The organism is Mesorhizobium abyssinicae, from assembly GCF_049887195.1.
Taxonomy (GTDB): domain Bacteria; phylum Pseudomonadota; class Alphaproteobacteria; order Rhizobiales; family Rhizobiaceae; genus Mesorhizobium; species Mesorhizobium abyssinicae.
In genome coordinates this window covers 16,754-33,416 of the sequence record NZ_JARAKC010000034.1, presented here as the reverse complement: position 1 = coordinate 33,416, position 16,663 = coordinate 16,754, and the positions used below count along the sequence as shown (strand labels likewise).

Below are 16,663 nucleotides of genomic sequence, written 5' to 3'. Positions count from 1 at the left end.
GCGCGCTTGCCGGCGCCTTGCGCGCGCATCTTGGCGCGCGGCTGCCCGACTACATGGTGCCGTCGGCGTTCGTGCGGCTTGCGGCGCTGCCGCTGACGGCCAACGGCAAGCTCGACCGCCAGGGGCTTCCTGTTCCCGACGACGATGCCTATGCGCGGGCCGCCTATGCGGCGCCGCAAGGCGAGGTCGAGACGGCGCTGGCCGGCATCTGGGCGGAGCTGCTCGGCGTCGAGCGCATCGGCCGCCACGACCAGTTCTTCGAGCTCGGCGGCCATTCGCTCTTGGCGGTGCAACTGCTCAGTCGAGCTTCAAATCTTGGACTGAAGTTGAGCGCCAGCGATCTCTTTGGGGCACCCATTCTGAAGGATCTTGCATCGAAGCTCAATTGGGAACCACAGCCGGGCAAACCTGGCGTGATTCCAGTCCGTGCGGCTGGATCGCAACCGGCGCTCTTCTTTGTTCCGACAGGGTTGGGGGACTGTTCCTACGCCGTCAAACTGGTCAGCGAAATGGACATAGACTGTCCCGTCTATGCCGTGCCATGGCCGGATTTCAACGAACGTTGTCCCCCCACTCTTGAGGAGATAGCCTCGCAAACAATCGTGCTGATCAAGGAAATCCAGCCATCTGGGCCCTATCGCCTTGCTGGATATTCATCAGGCGGAATCTTGGCTTACGCAATTGCGCAGCACCTGTTGGGACTAGGCGAAGCTGTATCATTCATGGCGTTCATCGATGTCGCCCTGTCTGAGAACCTCTCGAGCGCATCACCCACCCAGATCGTCAACGAAGTGGTTCTGGAAGGCTTCGAAACGCTGGACGACGAGCGCTTTGCAGAGCTTGAACGTTTCGCTGAACAAAGCTCGATTTCCCAACTGCTTGAAAAGGCGCAGCAGATCGGAGCGATCCCGTCAAAACGGGATCTACGACACGATGTGGCGATGTATGAAAAAATCGCTCGGTTCCACGCGGCGCTGCAGGCCTATGAACCTCCACCCCTGCCGATTGGAATACATCAGTTCTATGCCACTGAAATTACCCTTCCACGCGGGGAACGAGCCAAGAACTCGATAGATCCTAAGGCCACTTCGCCTTTGCGGGGGTGGGACCGGGTTTTGAGTGCGGCGGCCATTCATGCCATGCCGGTTCCGGGCGATCATGTGAGCATGGTGAACAGCCCGGGAAACCGCAAATCTCTGGCGCTTTCATTGTCAAAAGCGCTGAATGGTTCGCGAAAGCGAGCACTGCGCAAAAGCAAAGCGCTGGGGAAGCGAGGATGACAGGTTCGACCCCTCGCGGCTCTCATCTTCCCTCGACCTACGAACTGCTGACGATGGGGGGAGATGTACGCATTGAACTCGACCGGGCAGAAATGGTCAACAAATACGGTTGCCGACCCAGACCCGACAACGAATTGGTTCCGTTTGGCTCTGCGACGGCATCCACGATCTCTGAGGCTGGATTTTTGGCCGCAGATCGGGTCCGCAGAAAGATGGCACAGGCTTTGCGTAACGGAAATGCGGCAAAAATCTATTTGTCGGAAATCGGCAGGCAATGCAGCGAATTCGTCGATCTCCATGGCCTGGAACAGCTTCCCGGGCTTCAAGTCATTGCGTCCCCCTCTGGAACGGACGCTCACATGCTCGTTGCAAAACTGGTGGCGGCAACCGCTCAGGCAAAGACCTTGGCAATCATGATCCAACCGGCGGAGACCGGATCTGGGGTCGCGAATGCCCTGGCCGGAGCAATGGAGCCTCAGCATTCAGCCTGGGAAGGCTCGGCACAATCCATCGAGGTTCGCACCATCGCGATCCGCAATCAGGATTGCAGCCTTCGAGCCATCGCCGCCGTCGATGACGACCTTGAGGCCATGGTGGTGGCGGCTGTAAAGCAATACGATCGTATTCTCGTCGTGATGACGGATGTCTCTAAAACTGGGGTTTTGGCTCCCAGTCCCAGTCGGGTGCTCGATTTGAAGCGCCGATGGCCCGATATTGTTGAGATCCTTGTCGATGCAGCTCAATTCAGGTTGGCCCCCAGCACCCTGAAAAGCTACCTCAGTGCCGATTGCCTGATCATCGTCACTGGATCAAAATTTGTAGGCGGTCCTGCCTTTTCTGCGATGCTACTGCTGCCTGCGGTCGCGGCATGCCGGTTGTTGAAGCAGCCAATGAATTCGGCGCGAAACGTGCCTGGTGCGACTGCTGCGTGGCAGCATCAAGTCAATGGCGTGCGTTCGCTTTACGACGTCAGCAACTTTGGGCTACTTCTGCGCTGGGAAGCTGCACTTGCCGAACTGCGCGCGTTCCGCGCCATTCCTGAAAAGGATGTCGGCGAGCTCGTTCGGGCCTTTCGCGATGCGATTGTCTCCTGGCTCAACGATGCATCGCGTTTCGAGCTGCTACAGCAACCGGGCTTGCATCGTCGTTTCACGCTAAAGGATGAATCCTGGGACTGTTTTCCTACAATCTTTCCGTTCCTTCTATTTCGCACGGATCAGGCACGGAGACGAAAGCCGTTGGGAGCGGAAGAGGCCAGGCGAATTTATTATCAGATGAGGAAGAGCCAGGTCACGGGGATGAGCTCAGGGGGGGACTGGAAAGGAATATCTTCGGTGCGTTGCGAATTAGGACAACCGGTTCTATGCGGTGAGCTGGACGGAACCCGGGTCGGTGCTTTGCGCCTCAGCCTCAGCGCAAGACTGATCGTGGAGGCCATCAATGCCGGCGATCGGGGTCGCAACCTCCTTGTCGAGCGGGGCCTCACGGTTTTGGAAAAGGCATCTTTCCTCGCCAGAAACGCATTCACTGGGTAGTGACCTGTTTGCGCCGCATCGCCTGCCTGCGAGAAAAGCGCGTGCCGGTTACCGGCCATGGGGAACATTCTCTATGGGCGCTGGAGGGCCGAGCTCATCGAGCTGCAAGCATACGGATCATTGGGTCCTTGGGGTTCGATCTTCCTTGGCTCGAATAGGCGGCAGTTGTCCCTGCAACCTGACTTTGTTGCGATCCCGCTTGGGAAGCTCACGGAGCCAAATAGATGAAGATCATAACGTTTGCTCAACACAACATCCTCATCGGCCTTCGCACGATAGTACCTGCCGACGAGGATACCTTGTTTCCTTCCGAAGCTGCCGTGTTGGGACGCGCTGTTGCCAAAGTTCGCCGTCAAAGCGGTTCTGCAAGAATCATCGCCCGAGCACTCCTGAGCAAACTAGGCTTTCCAGCGATGCCGATTTTGAAAACGCCACTCGGTGCCCCTATCTGGCCAGACGGCATCGTTGGGTCCTTGGCTCATCACGATACCGTGGCCGCCGCCGCCGTTGCGGCCAAGAATAACATTGCGGCGCTCGGCATCGATATTGAGCCCAATGAGCCTCTTCCAGATGGTTTGATTGAATTGATTGCCACCCCCAGGGAGCAAAGCATGTACGACTTGCGCCTGCTCCGGCGGCGGGAGCTTTTCGTTTTGAAGGAGGCAGTTTATAAGGCATACTCCCCGATGCGCCATGAAATGCTTGAATTTCAAGACGTTGAAATTGATATTGGTGCTCGGTCAGGTTACGTGAAAAAGGCAGGCTGTACTTTTTCGGTTGATCTCCTTTCCTCTCAGAACGTATTAGGTGTGGCGTATCTAGAGCACGTCCCGTGATCGATGAATCGATTGTGATGTGACAGCTGCGTTTTCTGCTGATCAACGGCCATCTCGATGGAGGTTGACGATGGAAAGAACATTGAGTGCGGATCTTCGGTCGCGGGTCTTGGGCTTCGGACGAGGGCATGTCGGCGCGGCAAGCGGCGGCGCTTCGGCGTGGGTATATCCAGCGCGATCCGCTGGATTGCGCGGGCGAAGATCGGCGAACTGGCGCCACGCCCGCAGGGCCGCCGCCGCGCCTCCAGCCTCGATGCGCATGAAGCCTTCATCATCGGGCTGATCGAGGAGCGCAAGACATCACGCTGAACGAGATGGTGGAGCTGCTCGGCGCCGAGCAGTCGGTGCGGATCAGCCGCAGCGCCTTGAGCGCCTGGCTTCGCGGCCACGGCTGGACATTCAAAAAAGTCCGCGCATGCACTGGAGCAGGACCGCCCAGACCTCCTGAGGCGGCGCCAGGACTGGTTCGACGGCCAGCTCGATCTCGACCCAGCGAAGCTCGTGTTCATCGATGAGAGTGTGCTGACGAGGCACGGAAGCAAGTTCAGCATGAGCTAAACCCCGTAACTTGAAGCTGCGTAAATGAGGGGGACGGACCCCCGGGATCGGCCTTCAGGAGCAGGTCTCAAACCAGTCCGAGCTGCTGCGGTAAAGAGCCATGGTGGTTCGTCGGATGAAAACTTCGGACGAGATCCGAGCAGGTGGGTGTCCGAAAGACGACGAAAGTGAACCCTTCAGAAGGCGCGTCGATATGAACGTAAGTGTCGCCGAAACCAGGACCGTTTCGTCATCCTGGGACAAGTCCGCCGGGTGCCTGAACGGGAGATCTGCGATCCGCCAGACGACATCAGGGCGTTCGGTCCGTGAATACCCGCTCTCCAAGTTCCACCCTTCGGCTGAAACCGCTCACGGGCTCACAAATTGGCAGTCAGTTGAGATGAATTAGCAGACCATCGATACGCGGCCAGTTTGGCAATCGCCTATAATCGGCAACATGAACGTTGATACGTGCCCGCTTCCGGAATAAAGAGCCTGCCATGACGCAACTCGACAGCCGCGGCTTGCCACTCTCGACGACGTCCGACCTCGCCGCTGAACACTATCGGAAGGGGGTTGATCTGCTCCTCTCGACGTGGCCCGGTGCTGCGGAGGCCCTCGAGGAGGTGATCGCAGCCGACCCGGATTTTGCGCTGGCCCATGCCGCACGCGCGCGCCTGCACGCCATGTGCGCCGAGCAGGCGGAAGCCAAAGCGCGGATCGCAACGGCGGAAGAGATCGTCGCGCGACATGGAAGCGGGCGGGAGCGGAGCCATGTGGAGGTTCTGTCGCTTGCCATCAACGGGCAGTCGACAAAAGCGCTGGAGCGGGCACTGGCACATACCGACACGTGGCCGCGGGACATCGTGATCCTGTCACTACCTCTCGGCGCCTTCGGGCTCTTCGCTTTTTCGGGGATGGTGGATCATGACCAGGCACGCGTGGAACTCTGCGAGCGCCACGCGAGGCACTTTGACACCGACGATTGGTGGTTCCTCACCTACCGGGGCTGGGCCCATGCCGAGAACGGAAACGTGACACGCGGCCTAGCGCTCGCGCAGCGCGCGTACGACCTGCGGACAAACAACGCGAACGCAGTGCACGCGCTCTCCCACGCCATGTACGAAGGGGGCGCGTCTGAGGATGCCGAGAAGCTGATCGCAGATTGGCTGCCTCGCTACGACCGCACTGGCATCCTCCACGGCCACATTGCCTGGCACGCGGCGTTGGGCGCGCTGGAGCGCGGCGATTCTGAGCGAGCGCTTGCCATCTACACGGACTGTATCCAACCGTCGGCGACGGCCGGAATTCCGGTCAACGTGGTCAGCGATACCGCCTCGTTCCTGTGGCGGCTCCAAAACTACGGCCACACAACACCGGCGGGACTGTGGGAGGCCGTGGCAACTTACTCTGGGGAATACTTCCAGAAGGCCGGCTTCGCCTTCGCGGATGTCCACATGGCCCTTATCGCAGCAGCGGTCCGCGACAGGGCCGCGGTCGAGCAGCGCGTTGATGCGTTGACGGGCTTGATCAAAGCAGGAACCCTGACGGCAGGGACAGTCGTGCCCGCGATCTGCCGCGCTGGCTTGTCTTTCGCTGAAGAGGACTATGCCGGCTGCGTCCGTATCCTGGAGCCGGTCGTGGTCGACGTCGCGCGCATCGGCGGCAGTGGCGCTCAGCGCGAGATAATCGAGGATATGCTCCTCCTCGCCCTCATGCGAAGCGGCGAGGCCGTGAAGGCCCGTGCCCTGCTCGACCGCCGCCTGCACCGCCGCCCGTCGCCGCGCGACACGCGCTGGCGCGAACTGCTCCCAGCCTGAAGATCCCATGCAGTAATGACGACCGAGGGGCCGTGAGCTGGTCCGAGATGCCGATGTTCTGCGGTTCGCGGTCCTGCCCCCAGCCAGACGCCGCGAAACCTAAACGGCACCGCGCCTCGTCTTCCAGCCGGCTGAGGGAAGGGCAATGGCGCGCTCGCCGTGTGCTCAACGACAGGCTCATGGAGCCCTTGCTTCGAAGACCTTGGTTGCACAAAAGCCGGGCTTCCGGTCGGGCGCATCATGACGCGCGTCGGGCCGACCATGCCAGCGGAGGACAATTTTGAGATGGTCCTGAAGGCGTCGGCTGCTAAGCACTCCGAAGGGCAACGAGTGCTATCACCGGCGACGCGAGGAGACGACCCTTCAGACTTCGCCCGAGCCGGACGACATCGGCGTTGTTTCGGTGATAGGGCTGATCAAAGACGAAGTCCACGGACACACTTCCTCGCTTGCCCGCGTCCTCGGGGCTGATTCTCGAAAGGTGGCTGCGGTGAACGCCCGAAATCTTGATCGGCTATTCAACGGCCTCCGGCGCCATGGCTTGCAGACAGACGGACTGGCTCGGCCATCCAGTCGCGGTCGAACCAGCTGAGCTTGGGAACCTCGAGCCCCAGACTCCTTGCGATGGAGATGGCGAAATCAGGTACGACCGGGTATGTCGCGACACAGAGTCCGACGAGCGCGAAGCTCACCGCGCGGGCCGCAGTCCGGGCAAGCGCCTCCTTCACCTTCGGCGCAGCCGGAACTTGCAGCACTGAACATGAATAGCGGTCAATTGCGTCGACAAACGCCTCGATTGCGCGTGTCAGCTGACGTACGTCCGGATAATCCGCTTCGAATCGCGCCCGCACTTCCGCGTTGAAGCGTCTGCAGTCCGCAACGAACGCAATGTCGGTGGCTGACCACTGGCCAGGACTGGGGAGCTCGTCTGTCGCGACCCGCCCGATGACCTCTTTAGCCTTCGCGACCGATCTGGACAGCCGTCCGTCCCAGAAGTCCCGTTTCCAGCTCTCGTAGGCACCCATGGAGAAATCCTCGACAGAACCGTCCGGACGACAGCGGCACAAGTAGAAGCGAAGCGGTCCAGCAGTTTCTTCCGCAGCGATGTCGTTCACCCAGATTGCGTGATTTCGTGATGTTGAGAACTTTTTCCCCTCAAGCGTGAGCATCTGGTTGACGAAAATCCGTCGGGGGAGCATCTCATGGAGATCAAGCGCCGAAAGTACCCCGGGAATAACCAACAGACGTCCGAAGGCGTTGTCCGCCCCGAAGAGAATGTCCAGCTCCGGCATCTCGTCCCGTGGGATTTGGTACCAGAAGGCGGGGCATCCGCTCTTTTCTCGTATCGTTTCTAAGGCGAGCAAGTGCCGAGGCACGTGTTCCATGGTGATGGTAAAGCGCTGGCATTCAAATCCTGGGATTGGAATCCGAATTCCCTCCCGGTTTGGGTTTGAGATGCAGACTGACGGAAGCCCCCGGGACAGCCAGGACTCGACATAGAGCTTGGCGTAAATGGGCAGGAAGTTCCGCGAGGCGAAGGATTCGAGTGCGTCATGCAATGGAGCGAGGTTCAGGAAAAGGCGCTTCAGGGGACGATGTTCCAGCGAGCGCCCGTCGAGATCGACCGGATCCTGGAGTTCGGCATCGAGGACCAGCGCGCCGCAATCTTCGCATTCGTGACCGGAGGAATAGCCGCCGCAATAGGGACATTTGCCGTGGACGAAGGCGTCCACCTTGAAGCGCCCACTTTGGACGTCGTACGGGACCAAATGCTCCTTTTCAGCGATCAGGCCCTTGCTGCAAAGTCGCTTGAAGACCTCGAGAACGACCGCCTTGCCGCGGCGGTCAGGCTTTGTCCCAAGGAAAATATCCGAAACCGCATTGAGCCGATGCAGAGCCTCCTGGAAAGAAGCCGTGTTTTTCTCGGCCAGCTGGTAGTATTCCAGTCCAGCAGCGTCGGCCGCAATTGCAATGTGCTCAAGGTGACCGTGCGTGCCCTGCAGCACGAAAACCTCTCGGTCGCCGGTCTCGGCAATTCGGCGCAACACATCCGCGTGGAGGAACGGTCCTGAGGCATGACCTATATGCATGTTCCCATTCGGGGTAAGCATTGCGGGCACCAGCAGCAGCGGTCTGCTCTTTCCTATCGCTTCATTCGTGGAAGTCGCCTCTTCGAAGGCTGCGCGGCTGTGCCACCACACCGTCTGCATGACTGCACCGCTGTCCAAAGCCTCAATCCTGTGCCTGCTCAGCGGGTCCATCCTAATGCTCTCTCCGCCAAGCAGCAGGAACGTCTTTTCGTCTAGATGAATTCGAACGCCGCCAGAGATCACCGTCCAAAATTCGACTTCCGTATGGTTGTGGCGGCAAGTGGTCGCGCCGGGCCTGAGCTTCAATAGTCGGATGGAAACGTCATGCCCTTCCGGGAAGGGATCATGCATGACGATGCCCCCTTCGATCGAGATGGGGACCACGCGTGTTTCATTTTTGAGATCTATTACTTGCGGGTTCATTTCGTTTCCACTCTCGAATTTCAGGTTGGCCATGTCGCTGGCAAGGTCCCGGGGCGATCTCGATAGTGAAGCACGTGCCCGTCTTGCAGCGCCTTCGCCACCACCGCAGCCCGTTCGGCCAGACCGCCGAGTGTGTGCTCCGTTGGGCCCCGAAGGCCAAAAGAGTGGTTCACCAAGAAAACGCGAGGTCTTGGACCGGTGAGACGCGATTCTGGCATCTGATCGAGTCCCACCTCGAAAGACTCGTCGACAACGACGTCGGCATCTTCCATTCGCGGTCGCAGCAGTTTGATGAATGATAGATGGCGACGGTTTGAAAAGCCCGTCGCGCATACCAGGAGATCAATTTCAAGCGTCGTCGAGTCCGGTTTGCCCCCGATTCCGCGAAGGTCAAGACGAAGACCATTCTCAAGACGCTTTGCCGCCGTGATTTCAGTATACGGGAACAGCCTGAGCCTGTCGCGTCCGGACACCTGGTCCTCGAAGCGAAGATCGTAGATGCTTTTGAGGACGTCCTTGGTGACGGTGGAGAAGTTCGTGTTCCTCGTGTCGGAAAGAAACCTCTTGCGATCTTCGAGTGGCAACTCCGCGAACTTCAGCGAGTGTGGATAAGTGTAGAAATCATTTACGAACGGGTTGTCATCTGTCTGTTCGAAGAGGTGGCGTCGACCAACGACGATAACTTCCGACACTTCCCGGTGTTGGAGCAGGAATCTGACTATCTCGCCGGCGCTTTGCCCGGACCCGACGACCGCAACGCGAGCGTTAGCGTTGATCATTCCCTCGTTCGCATGGGATAGGAAGACGTTTGAATGCACCACGCGGCCGGAGTCGACGGCCAGTTCTTCGGGGATGTATGGCTCATGCCCAAGGCTGACGACCACGTCGTCTGCCTCGATTTCTGAGACATCTCCGCTCGAGACATCCCTGGTCATGACGACAAGGGTTTGGGCTCCCGGCGGCTTCTCGCGGAACCTGACCGCCAGCGCCTCCTTGCCGAAAGAAATCTTGTTCGCAAAGAACCGGCTTACCCAGACCAGATAGTCGGAAAACAGCTTCCTTGAAGGATACAGATTGTTCGTATGGATGAAGTGATAGAGCAGCTCCTTGTGACGCAGGAACGAGAAAAAAGTGAATGGGCTTGCCGGATTCCTCAGGAACGCCAGATCCTTGAATAATGACACTTGGAGCATCGAATCTTCGAAAGCGATGCCCGGGTGCCATCCTGCGCTGTCGCGGCGCTCAAGGACTTCCAGCGAATCAAGAACTGAGGATCCCTGCTCTTTGAGGCAGGTCAGCAGTGCCAGGTTTGCTGGTCCGCTCCCCACGAGCAGTGTCTTTCGTCTTTGCATGACCGGCTCCCAAAATCGTGCTTGTTTCCAACAGCCCGGTCGCGCGCTCGGCTAAGGCAGCGATCCGGCTTCTCCTCAGTTGCTCGAGGGCCATCGCAGCGACATCGGCGAGCGCGGAATTGCCGGGGTGTATGGGACCCCGTAACTGTTGACGCGTGACGCATGCCACGGCTGCAGCCACCGGAACTGCGGTGGCGATAGCCATGCTTGAGATGCCTCGCTCCTGCAGCTCGGAGCGCAGGATGCACGTCCAGCGGCCAACCCGCCCTTGGCGATCCTCAATGGCGATGTCAAGGACGACCTGGTCGCCATCGTCATTTGGGCTCCGGCGACTTAAAAGCGCCTCCGTGACCTCCTTGACCTGCAGGCGCGCGCTCCCGATTTCGATCTCCTCGTCGGACAGCAGCCCCAGGCGATGCAACATCCGAACGCCATCCGCAAAGCCAGGCCACCGCACGGTCAATTGTCGAAGCGTTGGAATGCTAGGATGAGCGCCAGCAGCCGTCGACGAAACCATTGCGTCATCGTACGCTTCGAGAAGGCCGACACCATCCACGAACAGCTGAGATACGCTTTCGAACCGATTTCGCGTTACGGCTTGCCCATCAATTCGAGCCAAAGCGAGCCTTTGCTCCATGGGCAGCCGACGCCCAAAGGCGAGAGCATAGTTCAGCGGAGGTTCCGGGATTCTGGGAATGCCTCCGCAATGAGTTACTATGCTCTCTATGTCCTTTATTTCGGCCGCAACCAGCGAGACCAAAGATTCAACCAGTCCTGGTTCGAGGCCCGCTCCCAAGACTACGGGCGGACCGTTAGGCGGTACCCGGAGAATGTCAGGATCCCCAGGGGTCGGCCTGCCGAGGCAGATAATAGGGGTGTGTAGACCTGCCTCGTGCGTTTGGTGCAAAAGCTTGCCGACCAAAACTCGGGATTCTCTCCAAGACGTAGCCATGATCAGCGATCGGGCTTGAATCGGGAGAGCGGATGGAACCAACGACACGTCGAAGCGGACGTTTTCGAGATCGCCCAGAAGCCGTTGCGCCACGGCAAGCGCAGAATGGCTCTTGTCAATCACGACAACGAACGAGTCCGGCTGGTCCGCAAGTTGCAGCGCCACTGCCCGACCGACCCGCCCGGCTCCGATGACCACGTGTGATCTCCCGTGCATAGTGCCCTGCATCAGCCTTTACTGCCAACTACGGTCGGGCTCGGCTTGCGCCGAATCGTTCGATAGCCAAGGAGAGCGATAGCCGTTTGCAGTAGAGCCAAGCCGGCAATCAACAACGTCAGCGTGTCGTATCCCAGCTGGACTGAGACGAGCCCGGCGGCGAAGGGGAAGAAATACAGGCCAAGAAAATAGGAAAGGCTGAAGATGATCTGCACCAAAGTCCGGGACTGTGGCGCAGTCACGCGGACGGCTTCTGCCTGCATCAGGGGATAGGATAGCCCATAAGTTATGCCGGTCGCCAGCGATGCCATTGCGTAAATGACGGGGTGGCCCGGGGAGTAGTGAAAGCCGAGAAGCGAAACGACCATCCCGCCCAGGAGTAGCGGCAAGGTGCGGTCGGCCGCACTGCGGGTTACGCGCGGACCAATTGCAAATCTGGAGCCGACTGCTCCTATGGCCCAAGAGCCAAAGAATAGCTCGTAGGGAAGACCCGAATTATTCGCAAAAATAGCTTGGAAGTTTATCAAAGTAGTGTAAATGCTTGCGGACAACAGAACAAGAACAAAAAACAGTGAAGAATTGCTGAAGAGGAGATTGAAAAAATCGCGCGCAATCGAGGCGTTATCCGGAATATCGGCTTCGCGGATGTTCGCCGCACGTTGCGCTGCCCACGATGACAACGCTGACGCTGCCGTCGCCGCGAGCATTGCCAGAATGAACATATCCACCGTGCCCAAGCCGGCGAACCGGGCAAGGAGGCTGCTCAGCAGCGGTCCGCAGGTTAGCCCTAAGGTGGAGAAGGCAGAGTAGGCCATGAAGCTCGATGGCCGGTCTGCATCGCTTGAGAGGGCAGAAATGCATATCGAGCCCATAGTGAAGTGCAGCGCCCATCCGCCTGATTGCAGCATGTAGCTGAGGAAGTAAGGAAATGTCGCGCGCACCCCCGACAATTCGTTCAAGAGTATGGTCGCGCAGGCTGCTGCATAGAGAAGCCCGCCGATGGGTGCGAGCCTCCGCACACTAAACTGGCGTGTCAGCGTAGGACTGATCAAAACTATTAATATTGCGACCGCCATGCCTGCTGCTGAGATCGAACCAAAAAAGATCTCGTCGCGCCCAATCGATAGCAGGTAGACTGGAAACAGCGCAAAAATGCCCATCGCGAAGGAAATCAGAGATCGTTCAGCAATGAACATGCGCCTGTACCACAAAAGACGCGTATTAGTGATCGAGATGCTGTGAGCGGTCATTTGTTAAGCCATGAAATTGTAGTCTGCGCCGTTATGACGAAGAATTGTGTGTCGAAATACCATTCGCGTTTTTGGTGCGACCATTGTGATGGTCGAAGGAATACGTTGGCTTAGATCGAAAGCCTGTAGTATTGCGTTCCTTCGCCTGCATCGTGGCTACCCGTGACACGAGTTATGGCCGGCAGCTGCTGCCCGCCCGGCGAAGAAGGCTCTCAAGATTCATGCCAGCTTGCTTGATTGAGCTGAAGAAGGAACTTTGTGGTCCCTTTTCAGTCGATTAGCCCGCAGCAAAGCAAAAGATCGACTGAAAATCGCGGTATCGCGAACTCGACAAACCCGACAAAAGATGTCGGATGGCGTTGTTGAGACTGCTCCGGTCTGACCGCGCCGGTGAGCCACGAACATCGTGCTGTGTCCAAATGGAGCGCGGAGTTGAGAGGCAGGCAGGGTTCATCGACGGCCTCAGGTTAGTCTGGTCGCGAGGTGCGGGATGGAATGGATACTGATACTGGGGCGCGGAAGGTGCCTGCTACCGCGCCTCCACGCCTCGTCGGCCAAGGCTAGAGCTGGTTTTTGAAGAACGTGCCGCCACGCATGATGGCAGACCGGCAAGCGCCGTTCCCTTAAAGCAGCGAAAGGTCCTCAAGCGAGTTGCCGTCGCCGACGAGGAGGTCGGCGAGAGGAGCCCTGCCTGATTATACCGATCTCGCCTCCCATGCGGCAGAGCTTGGCGCCAATGATCGTTGTGCGTTAATTATTTCGGCCGGTGTCAGCACGCGCGCAAGAGTCTCGAACTCCATACAGTGACACGTGCGCAATTCGCCGATCCAATCCGACCCGAAGGCCATAGGAAGCCCGGCGTTGCGCAATAATCTCTAGAGACCTTGAGCGAGCCTTCGCACACCATCGATCTTGGCGAACTCCTTCTTGCCTTCCAGCGCCAGCGCCTCGACGATGGGCTGGTGGAGATCCGTAACGGTGGTTCGATGCCTGCCTGGCGCTTGCCGACGCTCCTGTCGCGCAGGGGGTCGGACATGACGGTGCCTCGCCTTCAGGCGATCACGCCCGAAGCCGGAAAGTCTGCAGTCCGAGACTTCAAAGACGAACGAACTACGCTCGGTGCCGATGACGCGCCGGAAGCCGGCCTGATATTGCGGTTGTCTCGACCGTGATGATCCCGCCAGTATCATCTTCATCGGGACCGACAACAATGGCGGTCGCCTTTGGCGTTCTGCGGCCACTTCCGCTGCAGATTAACTTTCTTCACTGGCGCATTTCAAGACCTCAGTCGAAGCCCAGTATGAAGCGCCGATTAGCTGAACGGATCGGCCGCGCGTTCTGGGGGTAGAGCGCGGCAAATCGGTCAATGTGTGCAGCGTCGACCTCTACGGGCTGTTTTGCCAACATCCATTCGACGTTCTCGGTGCAGGGCGGCGTCGTCAATGATCCCTCATAGGTCCAATAGCTTAGCGAGGCCGGCAGAAGTCCCCTGGGATCAATCTCGACGGCCATTTCCGCGCCTGGCTGCGGGGGGAAGACCGCGGCCAAATCTGCAAAGCTGACATTTGTCGCCCCTGGTGTCAGAAAGACGCCCAGGACACCTAAATTCTCGCTGGTCGTGTCCTTGTGGACGAAATGCGCTTCCATCGGGAAACTCTTGCCAGCTATGCGATGCTCGCTTGGCGCATGAAAATGGAATTGGATCAATTCGAAAGTGCGATCCCCGCGGGTCAGCGTGCTGCCTTCCGGCATATTGACTTGAATGGTATGGCCGTTATTCACCATCTTGCGGCGGCCCTTGTGCCAATCTATTGCGATACGCGGCATGTCGGCCTTGACGGCGTCGGTAATATCAACGGGTGATTGCTGCGTCCCCGCCGAACAGACGAAATTCTTCCTGTCCAGATCGGCCCAGTGCTCGGGCCCCACCTGACCAGTGTATCCCCAATGGGCCCCATCCGCACGCGCGGCCGCGGCACAGATGAGGCAAGCGCCCTGTGCAACGAACCCCTTGATCAGGTGGCGACGGTGCATTTTGCTTTCCCTTCCTTACGCGAATTGATGCTCTTCCAACTGAAAAATGGGGGCCGTTGCGGGGACAGAGGCATTCGATCCAGCGAGTTGATCGGGTCCCGACGTTGGGCCTAGCTAACCAAGCTTCACCCCCCAGCTTTCGAAGCATGGGACCAATCTGGCTGCTTCAAACCATCTCATCAGATCTAACGAGCAGCCGCAATCAGCCTCTCGGCAAGTCTTGTCCGGCGAGCGATTATCTCTGATCCTTCATAGGAAAGGTGGCCGCTGTCCCGGTAAAGGAATTTGCCATCGATCTCCGTCTTGCATGCTGTGCCGTCGCACAGAAAGTCGTGATAAGAAATGACCTCTACGCCAGCCTTCAAGGCCACTTGATTCAAGAGCTCGAGAGTGCTGGAATGACTTCGACGGTATTGTGCGACGTATATTTTACAGTCACTGTAAAGCCCGACAATTACAATTCCACGTGCCTTCCTCTCAAGACAATCCCCGATGTCGATGTTCCCAACTGGTGGAGGAGCAAGAACGACCACTCGCTTGCCCAAGGCGCGAACGGCTTCGACGAGAGCCTTGATGCCATCAACGGCCTCATCAATAGAAAGATTGACCTCGGTGAAAGTATCTTTGGTCCTCTTAAGCAGCATGAATTCACCCGGCGCCGCGACGCCAAACGGGCTTGAAATGACAACGGTCTTTATTTCGGGTCGAGCTTTCAAGATACGCAAAACGCTGTCATTGAAGCGAATACAGCTCTCGCCGAAGGCGCGGGAATAGGGAGACGCTGTCGGCGGCTTCGAGAAACCAGCTATTCCGACAGCAGGGAGGCACGCGCTCATCGTGAGCTGAGCCAGTCCCGTTTCTCCGATTGTCTTGGCCAAGCCGGGAACCGCCGCCATGGCAAATGAATCACCCCAGACCAGCAACTCGGGCTTGTCAGTCGTTTGGCAGTTCCGAGGGATTTCCTGAGGAGGCGATCCGGGCCTGAAATCACACGCCGGTCCCAAACCCTCGTTGAACCGTCGGATATAGGCAAAGTCAATGTTGCTCTGGGTTGTCGCAATGGCGAGCGAGGGCGACAAGCCGAGCAGAACCGATACAGCAAGGAGACCCGAAGACAGCCGTACACGGGACGTCGCATATCCCCGCCGGAACGGCTCCTCCACGAAACGGTGAAGAACCCAGCTCGCGACAAATGAGAAAGCAACTGCCGCATAGATCGCAAGGGCAGGTGTTTCTGCAAGCCAAGCGGCCCGCACAAAGACGAGCACCGGCCAATGGATCAGATAGAGCGAGTACGAGACGTCTCCTATCCTCGCCATGCCTCGAACCGCCACATTATCTCTACTGGGCGCAAGCAGGAGGACTAGCGTTGCGAGACAAACCACAGCCGCCTCCGCGACCGGATGAGGGGAGCCAGTGGGGACAACGGTAATAAAGAGAAGCAATGTGAGCGCCTGGAGGCGCAGCTTCGAAAGCTTGGCAGCCACGTTGGGGCTGATGGGAAGCAAGGCCCCGAATGAACCCAGAGCCATTTCCCAAAATCGGGTCGGCAAAAGAAAAAATGCGGCGGATGGATCGCGGGAGGTTAAATAAAGACATAGCGAGAAGCTGGCAAGGAGGAGCACGCCTACTCCCGTCAGCCACCATCTCCTCGGAGCCAAGGCCAAGAAGGCAGGAAGCAGCAAATAAAACTGCTCCTCGATAGCGAGCGACCAGAAATGCAGGAGGGGCTTCGTTTCGGCGGCGCCACCGAAGTAGTCGGACTGAAACCAGAGAACGATATTGCCGGTGAATGTGAGGGCCCCGAGAACCTGGTTTTGGAGCCCTTTCAGCTCCACCTCCGATAGGAAGAAAGGCGCAGCGATCGTCGTGAGCGCAATGACGACATAGGCAGCCGGCAACAAGCGTTTAGCACGTCTGTAGTAGAACTCCCAAAAATTGAACCGTGATTGCTCAACATGCGTCCTGACGAGGCCCGTGATCAGGAACCCCGAAATGACGAAAAAAATGTCAACGCCAAGATAACCTGCGGCGCCGAACCCAAGACGGGCGTGATAGACAACAACCAGAAGAACGGCCAAGCCTCGCAGGGCCTGAATATCGGTTCGCAAATATCGCGGCATAGACTACCTGATATAGAGGTGATTTTACTAAAGTGAGAGTGCCACGACAGTGCCGAACGACCGTGGTATTATCTTGTCGGTTGAGTTTCTCGCGTCACCGAGTTCCCAAGTCTGGATGTCACTTCCACGCTTACCAGCGCCATTTGCATACGTGTGCTCGATGTTCTTGAAACCAGTCAGATCGAGATTTGCCCCATTTCAAAAAATTCGAAAAA

General features: G+C 58.2%; 12 protein-coding genes and 2 pseudogenes. 7 read left to right on the top strand and 7 right to left on the bottom strand.

The features are described from left to right. The 6 genes and pseudogenes from PU724_RS31805 to PU724_RS31785 form a co-directional block, all read left to right on the top strand. Nucleotides 1-1,280, top strand: a 1,280-nt coding sequence (locus PU724_RS31805; RefSeq protein ID WP_426213763.1) for a thioesterase domain-containing protein, incomplete at its 5' end; no start/stop codon positions are given. Then, the gene (locus PU724_RS31800) at nt 1,277-2,815 is read left to right on the top strand and encodes a hypothetical protein (RefSeq protein WP_354425566.1); all 1,539 of its coding nucleotides are present in this window, start codon (nt 1,277-1,279) and stop codon (nt 2,813-2,815) included. The genes PU724_RS31805 and PU724_RS31800, both read left to right, overlap by 4 nt. A 224-nt stretch (nt 2,816-3,039) precedes the next feature. Next, entirely contained in the window at nt 3,040-3,651 is a 612-nt protein-coding gene (locus PU724_RS31795; protein WP_354425568.1) for a 4'-phosphopantetheinyl transferase family protein, read from the top strand. 159 nt (nt 3,652-3,810) lie between these two features. Further along, nucleotides 3,811-3,960: a hypothetical protein gene (locus PU724_RS34200; protein WP_483238257.1), complete on the top strand. Its 150-nt coding sequence runs from the start codon at nt 3,811-3,813 to the stop codon at nt 3,958-3,960. A gap of 93 nt (nt 3,961-4,053) precedes the next feature. Beyond that, nucleotides 4,054-4,170: pseudogene (locus tag PU724_RS34195) on the top strand (IS630 family transposase); the annotation flags it as partial. Nucleotides 4,171-4,688: 518 nt separating this feature from the next. Then, nucleotides 4,689-6,008, top strand: a complete 1,320-nt coding sequence (locus PU724_RS31785) for a tetratricopeptide repeat protein (protein ID WP_354425570.1) — start codon at nt 4,689-4,691, stop codon at nt 6,006-6,008. A gap of 518 nt (nt 6,009-6,526) precedes the next feature. Here the strand turns inward: PU724_RS31785 and PU724_RS31780 are convergent. From PU724_RS31780 to PU724_RS31760, 5 genes and pseudogenes are all read right to left on the bottom strand, one after another. Continuing rightward, on the bottom strand, nt 6,527-8,119 hold the full coding sequence (locus PU724_RS31780) for a class I tRNA ligase family protein (protein WP_426213764.1): 1,593 nt from the start codon (nt 8,117-8,119) through the stop codon (nt 6,527-6,529). Between the two features lie 108 nt (nt 8,120-8,227). Then, nucleotides 8,228-8,449, bottom strand: a pseudogene (locus PU724_RS31775) (cupin domain-containing protein); the annotation flags it as partial. A gap of 92 nt (nt 8,450-8,541) precedes the next feature. Beyond that, nucleotides 8,542-9,873, bottom strand: a complete 1,332-nt coding sequence (locus tag PU724_RS31770) for a SidA/IucD/PvdA family monooxygenase (RefSeq protein WP_354425574.1) — start codon at nt 9,871-9,873, stop codon at nt 8,542-8,544. Continuing rightward, entirely contained in the window at nt 9,782-11,023 is a 1,242-nt protein-coding gene (locus PU724_RS31765; RefSeq protein WP_354425576.1) for a saccharopine dehydrogenase C-terminal domain-containing protein, read from the bottom strand. The genes PU724_RS31770 and PU724_RS31765 overlap by 92 nt, the downstream gene beginning before the upstream one ends. A gap of 29 nt (nt 11,024-11,052) precedes the next feature. Beyond that, nucleotides 11,053-12,237 (bottom strand): MFS transporter, encoded by a 1,185-nt coding sequence (locus tag PU724_RS31760; protein WP_354425578.1) that lies wholly within the window; start codon nt 12,235-12,237, stop codon nt 11,053-11,055. Nucleotides 12,238-13,175: 938 nt separating this feature from the next. Here PU724_RS31760 and PU724_RS31755 point away from each other — a divergent pair. Beyond that, a complete protein-coding gene (locus PU724_RS31755) occupies nt 13,176-13,463 on the top strand; it encodes a hypothetical protein (protein WP_354425580.1) in 288 nt (95 codons plus the stop codon). 112 nt (nt 13,464-13,575) lie between these two features. Here the strand turns inward: PU724_RS31755 and PU724_RS31750 are convergent, their stop codons facing one another. Together PU724_RS31750 and PU724_RS31745 are read right to left on the bottom strand one after the other, a co-directional pair. Further along, nucleotides 13,576-14,325, bottom strand: coding sequence for a carbonic anhydrase (locus PU724_RS31750; RefSeq protein ID WP_354425582.1), 750 nt, complete (start codon nt 14,323-14,325; stop codon nt 13,576-13,578). Between the two features lie 185 nt (nt 14,326-14,510). Continuing rightward, on the bottom strand, nt 14,511-16,448 hold the full coding sequence (locus PU724_RS31745; protein ID WP_354425584.1) for an acyltransferase family protein: 1,938 nt from the start codon (nt 16,446-16,448) through the stop codon (nt 14,511-14,513). Nucleotides 16,449-16,663: the final 215 nt, after the last annotated feature.

Bases quoted from the DNA above. Each gene is read 5' to 3' on its own strand.
- PU724_RS31800 (WP_354425566.1), top strand. From the start codon at position 1,277: ATGACAGGTTCGACCCCTCGCGGCTCTCATCTTCCCTCGACCTACGAA.
- PU724_RS31795 (WP_354425568.1), top strand. From the start codon at position 3,040: ATGAAGATCATAACGTTTGCTCAACACAACATCCTCATCGGCCTTCGC.
- PU724_RS31785 (WP_354425570.1), top strand. From the start codon at position 4,689: ATGACGCAACTCGACAGCCGCGGCTTGCCACTCTCGACGACGTCCGAC.
- PU724_RS31780 (WP_426213764.1), bottom strand. From the start codon at position 8,119: ATGCTTACCCCGAATGGGAACATGCATATAGGTCATGCCTCAGGACCG.
- PU724_RS31770 (WP_354425574.1), bottom strand. From the start codon at position 9,873: ATGCAAAGACGAAAGACACTGCTCGTGGGGAGCGGACCAGCAAACCTG.
- PU724_RS31760 (WP_354425578.1), bottom strand. From the start codon at position 12,237: ATGTTCATTGCTGAACGATCTCTGATTTCCTTCGCGATGGGCATTTTT.
- PU724_RS31750 (WP_354425582.1), bottom strand. From the start codon at position 14,325: ATGCACCGTCGCCACCTGATCAAGGGGTTCGTTGCACAGGGCGCTTGC.
- PU724_RS31745 (WP_354425584.1), bottom strand. From the start codon at position 16,448: ATGCCGCGATATTTGCGAACCGATATTCAGGCCCTGCGAGGCTTGGCC.